Here is a 12,221-nt window from a genome sequence, read left to right as displayed (position 1 = left end):
CCAGAGCTATTTACAACCATGAAACAATTTGATGCTGGGCAGATTTTCTAACAACAACTTGCCGAGTTAGAATATATCTAAGGCTAGATATTAGATTATGAGTCCTAATATCTAAAGTGGCATTTTTTTTGAAATTACCTACAGTAAATCGATGCCGTGGAAAGTTGCTACTTTGCAACTAACACGCAAAGCAAAATACAGTTTTTTCAACCACATAGCGATTGTCGCCGTATCTTGTTTTGAGAGGTTAAAGTAATTGCAGGTAACTTGAAACTAAATCAGCTTAGGTCAAACCTAAATGCAATTCCAGGTATAAGCCACAACTAACAAAGAGTTAATTGTCATGGATTTATCCCGGTTTCAAGCAGCGAACGACTTCAAAAACTATATGTTTTGAAGCTTTTGTATCTGCTTGAAAAGCTGCATTAAAAATAGATTACAGCTTTTCGAGCAAAATTAGTTAATTTAATGAAATAAAAATTGAATAAATCTTATATGGTTTCGATAGATAAGATCCTATACGCAGGCGGCTCTACTAGCTTCTATGGAGGGGATTTACCCATATAATTAGAACCTATTATTAAATCTATTGAATCTAATTATTGTGCCGATTCTTACTTCTTTCTCAGTAGGGTGGGCATTACCCACCCTACTAATAACTAACCTACATCGTCGTGGGCGAAACGGTTGTAGAGGAAGTCTAAAGCGTAGTTGCGGAGTTGATAGTATTGCGGATCTTCCATGATGCGAGCGCGATCGCGGGGACGGGCAAAAGGAATATCTAACACCTCGCCAATCTTAGCGTGAGGACCGTTGGTCATCATCACCAGGCGATCGGCTAAGAATAGCGCCTCGTCAATATCGTGGGTGATCATTAACACGGTGCATTTATGGTCGTTCCAGATTTTCAGTAACTCTTCCTGCAACTCCTCTTTGGTAATTGCATCCAACGCCCCGAAAGGTTCGTCTAAAATCATCACCTTGGGACGAATTGCCAAAGCACGGGCGATCGAAACCCGCTGTTTCATTCCCCCAGATAGTTGCGGTGGCTTCTTATCTGCGGCTTCCGCGAGTCCAACCATTGCCAAATGTTCCCGCACGATCGCCCGCTTTTCTGCTTCTGGCTTGTTGGGATGTACGGCATTCACTGCCAAATAGACATTTTCAAACGCAGTCCGCCAAGGGAGCAAGGCATAATTTTGAAACACCACCATCCGGTCTGGTCCTGGTTTGACGACGGGGCTACCATCCACTAAGACATCACCTGAAGTTGGATGAGCAAAACCCGAAACCATATTCAATAGCGTACTCTTACCGCAACCGGAGTGACCGATCACGCAAATAAACTCCCCTTCATAGACACTGAGATTCACCCCATCAAGGACGGTGAAGGGACCGTTTTTGGTGGGATAGACTTTACAAACGTCCTTAATCTGTACGAAAGCCTGACGATTAGACTGCACTGTAGAGAGTGGCTTGCCTAAACGATTTCTGGCAATGTCTGTATAAGCAAAAGCGTTGTTCATTGTAGTGTTAATTGTCTATTGGTTATTGGTAATTCGAGATTCGGGAGTCGGGAGTCGGGAAAGGGTGTGGGGTGTGGGGTGTAGGGTGTAGTATTTCCCCCTCAGCTCCCGAGCGCCTCCTCAGCTCTCTTCTTCCCTAACCCCCATCCCCTAACCCCTAACTCCTAGTTAGTTAGGCTGCTCTGCGGATTGATGCGTCGAGAATGACTTCGGCTACGGAGAAGTCGCGTTTGATCGCTAGACTGTTGAGATAGCCGAGTGGGTCGTCGGCATTAAATACAGTCCCGTCGAAGAGTTTGAGCGGCTGGCGAGTGTAGCTGACATCTAAGCCGAGTTCTCTAGCAGCTGTGCTGAAGACTCCGACGCGACAGATCCGTTCGATAATTTCTACCCAATTTCTGGGGAAGGGAGTGTGACCCCAACGTGCTAGTTGAGTCACGATCCAAGTTTGTTCCGTGCGGCTGGGGCGATTGATTGCAGCTTCAGAAAAGAATTGGTGGTGAGCATACTCCCGCATTGGACTACTCAGATCGCAACTGCTGCTATCGGGGTCTAGCAACTGAATATAATCGACGCTGGTGCTGACATATTCCCGCCGTGCCAAAATGTGACGAATTTCTTCAGCATTTTCTGGCAAAGAGCAATAATAGCAAGCTTCTAAAAGTGCTTTGACTAGAGCGATATGCGTGTTAGGATAGGCGGCTGCCCAATCTTCCCGCACGCCCAAAACTTTTCCTGGGTGTCCCAGCCAAATTTCTAAATCGGTAGCAGCGGTAAAGCCAATTCCTTCTTCAGCAGCGCGGTAGTTCCAAGGTTCGCCAACGCAGAATCCATCGATACTACCCGCTTTGAGGTCGGCAACCATTTGGGCTGGGGGAATGGTGTGAACGTCAACATCTAAATCGGGGTCGATACCACCTGCGGCTAGCCAGTAGCGCAAGAGGACGCTGTGCATTGAGGAAGGATGTACGACACCCATCGTATGCCGCTGGTCGCGGGTACGCAGCAAGTGCTGTTTGAAGTCGGTGAGGTTGTAAACTCCTTGGTCGTAAAAGCGTTTTGAGAGAGTGATGGCGTTGCCATTACGAGTCATGGTTAAAGAAGTAACCGTGGGTATCGGTTTATTCTCATGACCGCCCAAAGTCAACCACATTGGCATCCCTGAAGGCATTTGGGCAGCATCGAGATAGCCAGCGGCAATTCCATCGACAATCCCGCGCCAGCTGGTTTCCCGTACTAGGGTGACTTCATCTAAGCCATGCTTGGCAAAGAAACCTTTTTCTTGAGCGATCGCCAGTGGTGCGCAAGCGGTTAAGGGGACGAAGCCAATTTCCAAATTGACTTTTTCCAACCCGTGACGGGCAACAGCGGTCTTTTTCCGCGCCCGGATTTGCTTAACTCGTTTTTGCTGGTTTAAAAAGTAGATCATTTCGCTCCGCAGACTGTAATAGCTGGGATGTTCTACAACCTGCATCCGCTTACGGGGTCTGGGGATATCTACTTCTAAAATGCCACCAATTTTCGATTCGGGTCCGTTGGTTAACATGACGATGCGATCGCTCAGCAATACGGCTTCGTCTACGTCGTGCGTCACCATTACGGCAGTCACATGGTTTTCTTGGCAAATTTGCATCAGCTGTTCTTGCAAGTTACCTCGCGTCAGCGCATCCAACGCTCCGAAGGGTTCGTCGAGTAACAGCAACTTCGGACGCAGCGATAAGGCACGGGCGATCGCCACCCGTTGTTTTTGTCCCCCCGATAGCATTCCTGGTGGCTTATCGGCATGGGGACGCAAACCTACCATATCGATGTGCTTTTCGACAATGGCGCGGCGTTCTCCCGCAGGTGCGCCCTTCATTACAGCATCTACAGCTAAGGCGATGTTTTCCCGTACCGTCCGCCAAGGTAGAAGGGAGTAGTTCTGAAACACCACCATCCGATCTGGACCTGGCTTGGTGATTCTTTGTCCTTCCAGAGTGACAATTCCCTCACTAGGCAGATCCAATCCTGCAATCATGTTGAGTAGCGTTGATTTACCGCAGCCAGAGTGACCGATCAGCGATACAAACTCACCCTTTTTAATCTGAAGGTCAATGCCTTTGAGGGCGATGTATTGTCCCCCACCGACGAGATTGAAAACCTTATCTATTTGGTCAACAGCAACGAATACAGACATGGCTATTTGGTAATTGGTAGTTGGTAATTGGTAGTTGTTAATAGTTAATAGTTAATAGTTAATTGCGAGCAACCATTAACCATTAACCATTAGCTATTTCTGTTCTGCTGGCAAGATCAGCGTTTGTATCCAAGCCATGAGTTTGTCGAGTAACAGACCAACTATACCGATGTAAACTAGGGCAAGGATAACTTCGCTGACGTTGTTGTTTTGATAAGCTTCCCAGATAAAGAAACCAATGCCGACGATACCGGACATGACGATTTCAGCAGCGATAATTGCCAACCAAGCTAGACCGATCGCAATTCGCAAACCTGTGAAAATGTAGGGTAGTGCCGCAGGGATGAGAATGTTGAAGAAGTATTCTTTTTTAGTTAATTGCAGTACTTTGGCGACGTTGTTGTAATCGCTGGGAATTTCTTTGACTCCTACTGCCGTGTTGATCAAAATGGGCCAAATTGCCGTGATGAAGATAACGAATAAGGCAGCGGGTTCGTTTTGTCTGAGGGCAGCTAGAGAGATGGGAACCCAAGCTAGAGGTGGTACTGTTCTGAGTAATTGGAAGAGTGGATCTAGTGCTTTGGACATCAATTTCGACGTACCAATTAAGATTCCTAAGCCGATTCCTACAATTGCCGCTAGGGTATAACTGATTGCTACCCGTTGCAAGCTCGCCCAGATCTGCCAAAATAATCCTTTATCTATACCACCTCTGTCATAGAAGGGCCAGAAAATTAAAATCCAGGTATCTTGAATGACTTGTATGGGTCCAGGTAATGTGGCTCCTGGCATGAGAGAAAAGAGTTGCCAAATTGCTAAAAAGATCGCAATCGCAATAACTGGAGGTAAAATATCGGGCAGTCTTTTTTGCAAGCCTGCTAGAAAACTGTTATCTGCGCTAGCCCGTCTTCTAGGGGAAAATGTAGTCATCGATCGTCTGTTCCTCAGATTTACATGGATAGTTAGTAATTTGGTTGACGGTTAACTGTTAACTATCAACTGTTAATTGTCAGCCTTCAGCGTTAGGCTTTTTTGATCTTCAAACTCTTTAAGTAGGCAGCTGGATTTTCTGGGTCGAATTTGACTCCATCAAAGAATGTTTCTACGCCACGGGAGGTACTGGTAGGAATATCGGCAGCCGCAACACCTAATTCTTTGGCTGCTTCTCTCCACAAGTCTTCGCGGTTGACTTTATCAATTATTGCTTTGGCTTTTGTCAGGGTGTCTGGTGGTAAAAAGCCCCAGCGGACGCTTTCTGTGAAGAACCAAAGGTCGTGACTCTTGTAGGGATAGGAAACGCTACCTTTTTCGTCTTTCCAGTACAACGCTGCCATCGAGCGATCGTTAATGGTGCGTCCGTCACCCATTTCGTATTTTCCTTGAAATGGTTCGGTCAGAATTTCTACTGGCAGATTGAAATAATTGCGCCCAGCCAGAATTTTTGCTGCTTCCTCACGGTTATCAAAATTATCTAACCACTGCTGGGCTTCCATGACACCTTTTAGCAAAGCTTTGGTGGCTTTGGGATTTTTATCAACCCAGTCTGCTCTAATGGCTAAGTATTCTTCAGGGTGATTCTTCCAAATTTCTGCCGTCAAAGCTGCCATATAGCCAATTTTGTCTTTAACAATTCGGTAAGGCCAAGGATCGCCAGTACTGAAGGCATCCATTGTTCCCGTTTTCATATTGGCAACAGTCTGAGCTGATGGTACTGGCATCAAATTAATATCTCCATCTGGATTGATACCACCAGCACCTAACCAATAACGAATCCAAAAATCTTGGTTAACGCGAGGAAATGTGTGTGCTGCTTTGAAGAGATTACCTGACGATTTAAGCTGACTGACAATTTGTTCTCCTTGCGCCAGCTTCAAGTTGATGCCCTTGCCTTCCCATTTAGATGCGACTGCAATTCCATTCCCATGAGTATTTAATTGCGCTAACAAATACATAGGGATTTTGGCATTCCCTTTAGTGATGATGCCCTCACTAATAAGATGTGGCATTGGCATCTGCCATTGACCACCATCAATACCACCTCCGGCAGCTCCGATTTCTACATTGTCTCTTGCTGCACCCCAAGACGCTTGTTTGGAAAGCTCCACTTCTGTCATGCCGTGCTTAGCAAAAAAGCCTTTTTCTTTAGCAATAATTAGCGGGGCTGATTCAACAATGGGGACATATCCTAGCTTGACTCTTGTTGTTTCTGGTGCTTGTTCTGGACTGATATTAACTGCTGCAACTTGTTGCGTTTGAGTACCAGTCACGGAATCTGGTGGATTCCCCAAACAACCTTTCAGAAACACCGAACCAACCGCAGAAGCACCAGCAGTTATGATAAATTTCCGGCGAGAAAACTCCGTCATAAAACCTTCCTCAAGCACACTCAATGGTTTATGTCAAAGCAGATCTATGCAATGAAACTGTTGAGTTTCTTGCATATAAAATGCATGGTTCGATCTAAAAATACTGGTTTGGCTCAGCGAAATTAGGTGGTCGTAGCTGTGAAGTTGCAAAGTTGAAATTTCACAACTGAGCTACATACAATTGGAGTCCCTAAGAGACAACGAAAACCAAAATTAATGTTGTTTTAATAAGCTTACAGCTTTTAGTGCAAAATTTGTTAACTTTTAACGAGTGATAGTTAAATAAATCTAATATCGCTTTGATAAGTAAAAGTTTATGGTTTTTCAATTGCCTATTGAACTATCTATAGTTAGCATTAGTTACCCCTGAACAACCGCTGCGATCGCCTATTTATTCCTATAGCAGTGCAAGTTGTTTATCGTAACTATCACTCGATCCCAAGGTATTTTTGCTTGTCGATAATCAATCGAGATGTGCTGAGTATAATTGCTGATATTAGATTTTTAAATTCCTTAAACTTTTAGCAATCTACAATTTACGCTTTGTACTAAACCGAACATTAATTCACCTCTAAAGTGAAGTTTTACAACTACGTATACGGTGATTCAGAACAAAATGACATTTATTCGTCAGACCTGACTTGAAAATAGATTTTCAAGTCAGATCTACTATTTCAATCGCTGCCGAGAATCTCTACCGTACCCTGTTGACCGTCGAGCCGTACCTGTTGACCGTCGCGCAATAAATGAGTTGCGTCGCGCACATCCATCACCGCAGGAATGCCATACTCGCGCGCAACGATCGCTCCATGAGATAATCTTCCTCCGACTTCGGCGATCAATCCTCCAGCCCTAGCGATCGCAGCTACCCAACCGGAATCGGTGTAAGGCACGACTAAAATTGTTGTTTTATCGATTTCTGGCAGCATTTGCCAATCGTGCAACACGATAATCGTTCCCGTGACTTGACCGGAACTAGCGGGAATTCCTTTTAACAGGGAGCTGGGAGCCTGTAGGGGCGGGTTTCCAAACCCGCCCGTACGGGCGTGAGGTGTGGGGGGAGAATTACCGTAGATCAAAGCGGGTATGGGATTGAGTTGGCTGTCTCGATCGAATTGCGATCGCCTCGCTTCGACTAATTGTGTTAATTGAGATATAAACTCCACATCTTCAGCAACAACTCGCTGCACTTCAGGAAATTCTAAAAAGAAAATATCACCAGGTTGAGATAATTGTCCTGACTGCAAAGATATCTCCTCTAGTCGCACGAAACACCAGCGTAATTCTGCTAATAAGCGGCTGTATACCTGCGTAACTCGCCCTTTAAGATCTATGCGTTGCTGAACTCTCGTTGGATCGCGTTGCATGTCTAAGCGATCGCTTCTAAAACTGCCTTCCTCCACGCTCAACATCTGCATAAATAATTCTCGTACTACCTGCGCTTCCTCCTTCCAAGTGGGAACCGCGATATCTGTGCCTACCTGACTCAAATAGCCGTAGCGATCGAGCAATTGCTCGAACTGCTGCAAAATTTCTCTCCCGGGCGCAGTATCTTCCAACTGCTCAAATGCTCGTTCTGGAGATAATTGCGGCGCGATTTTTCGAGCTTTTTTTGCCAAAGCTGCAATTTCGCGCAATGCGGCTACTTCTGGCGTTTGGCTGTTGTCGATTTTGTCATCCCGAACTCGAAATACCGCTTGTCGTAGCGCAGCGCTTAAGGGAGCCAAAATACTATAATAAGTAGCCCGTTTGAGCAGTGATAAAATTCCTTCTATCCGTTCTAGCAATTCTCTGGTCGAAAGTTCTTGCGGCGATCGCTGTTCTAACTTAGTCAAACCAGGACGAAAATATTGCCGCTCGTCTTGTTGAAAATCTCGGACTAAACTCAATTCACGACCCAGCAACCGCAGCAACCCAGGTACATTTTTTAACGTGGAACTCAAAGGCGGTTTGCTAAACTTAGCTCCCCTGGTCAAAAACTCCAGACTTTCCGCAGGCAAACCCATCAATCGAAAAATTTGTCCTAACAACGACGCATTGAAATAGGCGCGGGAGTAGTGCAGCGTTGCTGTTTCGTTAAAATCTAACCCTTGGGAACGATCGCCCAAAACAATTGTAAAAATCTCCCCCCACACGCCACAAGTTAGCGGACGGTTGATCGACCAAGTTAACGGGCGAATTACCCCAGGAATCACTTCAGCCGCAATCTTGCGCGTCCAAATTGGCAGAAGAGTTGTAATCGGGCGCGATTGCAGCAGCCACAATTGGTTCCCGTCGTAACTCCACTCAATATCTTGAGGAATGCCGTGGTATCGATCTTCAATTTTGCGGGCGAGAAGGGCAACTTGTTTAATTAGTTCTAGCGGTACGTCTCCTTCACCATTCATTTGTAGAGACGTTACATGTAACGTCTCTACATTTAATGTCTCTACATCTAACGTTTCTACATCTGCGATCGCAACTCGGTATTGTTCTGGAGTCAATCGCCCCGAAACCACCTGTTGCGCTTCACCAGGCAAAGCTTCTATCGCAACAGCATCCCCTTGCTGGGTAATTGGGTCGCGGCTAAAAGCTACGCCAGAAAAAACTCCCTGCACTTGCTTTTGAATCAACACAGCCATTGCTGCGTCGATTTGTCCCCTAGTACGACGATACTCTACTGCATTTGGCAGGTCGTAGGAAGCTTGAGTACGGGCGATCGCCTGCCTTAACATAGAGCGACTGGTAACTTGCAGTACGGTTTCATACTGTCCCGCCGCCGCCGCTTGTTCCGAGTCTTCTCCAATTGCTGAGGAACGGACGACTAGCGGTTGGGTAGCTGAAGGTTGCAAAGCTTGAATTAGAGGTTCTGGGTCGTCTCCTGGTACGAGTACCCAACCCATCGGTACGGGATAACCCCAGCTTTTCAGTTGAGATAAAGTAGCTGCCTTATCGCCGACTTTTTGAGGATCGAGTCGGTCGTCGAGAGAAACAATTGCCTTATCACCGCGAAAAAAACGAAACATTTTTTCAGATCCGGCTTGTCCTGTTGTTGGAGATAAATCTAGATCGTCGGGAATCTTTTTGTAAATCCAGCCAATTAATATTGCTAAGGCGATCGCGGCGATAATTCTACCAAAATCATTTAAGTGTAATAGTGCCGTAATTGTGGGAAAGAGAAATAATACGCCAAATCTTCCCAGCTCTTTTTCCCGCAGCAGAGTAAAACTAATCCCGCCAATTAAAAATACCAACAGCGCGACTCGCCAATCATGGACGACATAACCCCAAACGACATTTGTGGTTCCCGCGCCTTTCCCAACCCAGTAGCGACCCATGACCAAGGCAATTAGGGCAATTAATTCCCACGCTGGTTGAGTTGGAAAAAATGCCCGTGCTAGCAGAACTGCGGCAATCCCTTTCAATGCCTCTGATAGCACCGCTAAAATGCCCGCTAACTTACCACCATGATAAAAAGCGGCTGAGACACTGATATTACCAGTTCCCATCCGCTCCAGTCGTCTCCCAGTCAGGGTACGAGTTATCCAAGCAATTAACGGTAGTCCGCCCAATAAGGGGCAGAGAATGAAAATCGCAAGTACACCCCAAACTTGCTGCATGTTAGTCATTGGTCATTGGTCATTGGTCATTAGTCATTAGTCAGCAGTTAGTGACAACCAACAACTGACAACTAACAACTAATAACTAAACAGCATAAGCTACTCGTAGCGCCCAAAAGATTAAGGCGGCGATCGCTCCTAACAGTAGTACGGTAGAGACAATCACTACCTTGGGACTATCCGCCCCATCGAACTTCATAATTCCTCGGTTCAAGTCGGACATACTTGATGTAAATCCTCCTGTGTTAAGAATACTAAAATCTCCGTATTCGATTTTAGTCTTTCTTTTTCAATTTGGCTTGGCGATCGCCCAGAAGAATTACACTCGGTCTGCTTGTTTTACCTTTCAAAGCCTAAAATAACCTAAAATCATCAGTTTCGTTCCTACTTTCGAGGACTGAAATTTAGCTCTACTTTCTCCCGTCTAATTGGTATATCTACAGTATTTGCATCTACAATCTTGATGGTTATTTCATCACCGACTTCGAGATTGAGATCGAGCCATCTGAGAAATTCTCGACTACCTTCTGCAATATTCAACATCCCACCCACATACAATCTCAAATCTTCAGCGTCTAAGTCTTCAGGGTTTGCAGCTGAAGCGTCTGCTTGACGCTGCCTCCAGTTCAAAATTGCTGTAAGAACGCTTAAATCTCTCAATCCTGCTGTACAAAGCTTTTCTCCGTTTAAATAGACTTCAAAAGCGATCATTATTTTTAGTTTTTCAAGATATTTAAATACAATACCGTTTAGTTGTGTATAATTATAAATTGGGTTAAACAAGCGCTCAACCCAAGAAAGTTCTGAAAAAGTCAGGTTTTAATTCTTAAATGTGACTTACTTGAAGCTAAATGACCCGTTCGGCGTAGTGGCTCCCCATCCTACGGCACAGCTTAAGGTTATTGACTATATCTAAGAGTGTTATTGATTTAAGTTATTTAAGCTAGAGCGATCGCCATAAATTTACAGAGCGATCGCCCTAGATTTATATTCGAGTTATGGCGATCGTATTATCTTCATACATAAAGAAGAAGCACGCGGCTGCGTACTTCTTCCTTCAATAATCCTATTTAAACTAAATTGTTAAACGGCAACAATCGGATACTCGTACTCCCGTTCTGGTAGTTTCCAAGCATGACCGTCTACAGCCATTTGCTCGATTAAACTTGCCAAGCGCAAAGCTTTCAGTGCTTGTTCTCCTCCTACAGAGGGCTGGCTACCACCACGCACGCAGCTAACAAAATGTTCTAATTCAGCGCAAAGTTTATCGGCGTTGCTCGTGTAAACTTTTTCAATCAAGCCATCTTGACGGTAAAGCACCTGACCGTGTTCTGTCATACAGTTAGCAGTGGTTTGACGGTGGATCAGAATTTCATTGTTCAGAAAATCTGCCTCAGTCAAAGAATTTTTACAATGGGCAGCAATGCGACGAATTTTGCGGTGAGTCACTTTACTAGCTGTGAGCGTTGCTACGATTCCATTTGCAAAACCTAGAGTTGCCGTTACGTAATCTAAATATCCTGAATCAGAACCACAGCTACCACTAGCAGTTAGCTTTATCACTGGCGCGTCAGCCAATTCTAACAATAGGTCGATGTCATGAATCATTAAATCTAACACGACCGAGACATCGTTGGCTCTTTGAGCAGCGGGACTCATGCGACGAGCCTCGATTGCCATCAATTGCTCCGTCTTTAAAACTTTGCTTAATTCTTGAAATGCTGGGCTGAAGCGTTCGATGTGACCGACTTGAAGAATTCTTTGAGCTTGAGCAGCTGTATTGACCAGAGATTCTGCTTCAGAAATACTAGCAGCGATCGGCTTTTCAATCAGGACGTGAACCCCTTCTTTTAGGCAGGTCATCCCAACAGCATAATGGGCGCGAGTGGGGACAGCTACGCAAACTGCCTCGACATGAGGCAGTAAATCTCGATAGTCTTCAAAAAAACGCACTCTGTACTTGCTAGCAATATCGAGTCCTCGCTCGACATTGATATCTGCTATACCCACCAGTTCCACGTCCTTGAGCAAACTTAGGACGCGGGCGTGATGTTGCCCCATATTGCCCACTCCAACCACGCCAATCTTAATTGCTTCAGGTTGGTTGCGCTGCATCTGCGGGACTACTTGTCCCTTAGACATGGTATTTTGCACTCAGTCTTCTCCTCCACCACCAAAATTTATCGTCGCTACTGCACTGCTTCTGTAAACTACATTCCAGTTATTAAGGTTTCATCTCTCAACTGTTAGAATTCAGCCAGATGATACCATAATTCTTGTCTTTATGTAGAATCTCAAAGATTGTTAGATTTTTTTTGAGATTGTCTTGATTTTGTTACGGTTATACCTTTTTTAATTGTGATTTTACCGATGTTTCTGCGATAGCGGTATTGTGTCACTTTTTTTCCCGTCCATTATTTTGGTGGGAGTCAGGCGACAAGGGCGACAAGGGGGACAAGGGGGAACTCGCTCTTCCCTATGACCGTTCGGCAAGCCGTTCCCGAAGGGTAGGGAGTGGGAATTAGAGGGCGAAGGGGGACAAGGGGGACAAGGG

At 45.3% G+C, this 12,221-nt stretch carries 8 protein-coding genes; all 8 read right to left on the bottom strand.

Translation table 11 applies throughout. From position 1 onward, the window contains the following. Nucleotides 1-659: 659 nt before the first annotated feature. Nucleotides 660-1,526 carry a nitrate ABC transporter ATP-binding protein gene (locus N4J56_RS31730; RefSeq protein ID WP_317110367.1) on the bottom strand — a complete coding sequence of 289 codons (867 nt, stop codon included), beginning with the start codon at nt 1,524-1,526 and terminating at the stop codon, nt 660-662. A gap of 172 nt (nt 1,527-1,698) precedes the next feature. Continuing rightward, on the bottom strand, nt 1,699-3,702 hold the full coding sequence (locus N4J56_RS31725; RefSeq protein WP_317110366.1) for a nitrate ABC transporter ATP-binding protein: 2,004 nt from the start codon (nt 3,700-3,702) through the stop codon (nt 1,699-1,701). A 93-nt stretch (nt 3,703-3,795) separates the two neighbouring features. Continuing rightward, on the bottom strand, nt 3,796-4,632 hold the full coding sequence (gene ntrB, locus N4J56_RS31720) for a nitrate ABC transporter permease (RefSeq protein WP_317110364.1): 837 nt from the start codon (nt 4,630-4,632) through the stop codon (nt 3,796-3,798). 92 nt (nt 4,633-4,724) lie between these two features. Then, the gene (locus N4J56_RS31715; RefSeq protein ID WP_317110363.1) at nt 4,725-6,068 is read right to left on the bottom strand and encodes a CmpA/NrtA family ABC transporter substrate-binding protein; all 1,344 of its coding nucleotides are present in this window, start codon (nt 6,066-6,068) and stop codon (nt 4,725-4,727) included. 674 nt (nt 6,069-6,742) lie between these two features. After that, complete coding sequence (locus N4J56_RS31710) at nt 6,743-9,667, bottom strand: glycerol-3-phosphate acyltransferase (RefSeq protein WP_410500656.1); 2,925 nt, start codon at nt 9,665-9,667, stop codon at nt 6,743-6,745. 85 nt (nt 9,668-9,752) lie between these two features. After that, a complete protein-coding gene (locus tag N4J56_RS31705; protein WP_181245358.1) occupies nt 9,753-9,890 on the bottom strand; it encodes a hypothetical protein in 138 nt (45 codons plus the stop codon). Nucleotides 9,891-10,051: 161 nt separating this feature from the next. After that, nucleotides 10,052-10,450, bottom strand: a complete 399-nt coding sequence (locus N4J56_RS31700) for a hypothetical protein (RefSeq protein WP_317110361.1) — start codon at nt 10,448-10,450, stop codon at nt 10,052-10,054. Between the two features lie 300 nt (nt 10,451-10,750). After that, nucleotides 10,751-11,809, bottom strand: coding sequence for a Gfo/Idh/MocA family oxidoreductase (locus N4J56_RS31695; RefSeq protein WP_410500655.1), 1,059 nt, complete (start codon nt 11,807-11,809; stop codon nt 10,751-10,753). Between the last annotated feature and the right edge of the window lie 412 nt (nt 11,810-12,221).

Origin of the sequence: Chroococcidiopsis sp. SAG 2025, from assembly GCF_032860985.1 — a bacterium.
In the GTDB taxonomy this organism is placed as follows: Bacteria; Cyanobacteriota; Cyanobacteriia; order Cyanobacteriales; family Chroococcidiopsidaceae; genus Chroococcidiopsis.
This window is presented reverse-complemented; position numbering and strand designations above follow the sequence as displayed.

Coding starts and splice junctions, on each gene's coding strand:
- N4J56_RS31705 (WP_181245358.1), bottom strand. CDS start 9,890: ATGTCCGACTTGAACCGAGGAATTATGAAGTTCGATGGGGCGGATAGT.
- N4J56_RS31730 (WP_317110367.1), bottom strand. CDS start 1,526: ATGAACAACGCTTTTGCTTATACAGACATTGCCAGAAATCGTTTAGGC.
- N4J56_RS31695 (WP_410500655.1), bottom strand. CDS start 11,809: ATGTCTAAGGGACAAGTAGTCCCGCAGATGCAGCGCAACCAACCTGAA.
- ntrB (WP_317110364.1), bottom strand. CDS start 4,632: ATGACTACATTTTCCCCTAGAAGACGGGCTAGCGCAGATAACAGTTTT.
- N4J56_RS31715 (WP_317110363.1), bottom strand. CDS start 6,068: ATGACGGAGTTTTCTCGCCGGAAATTTATCATAACTGCTGGTGCTTCT.
- N4J56_RS31725 (WP_317110366.1), bottom strand. CDS start 3,702: ATGTCTGTATTCGTTGCTGTTGACCAAATAGATAAGGTTTTCAATCTC.
- N4J56_RS31710 (WP_410500656.1), bottom strand. CDS start 9,667: ATGCAGCAAGTTTGGGGTGTACTTGCGATTTTCATTCTCTGCCCCTTA.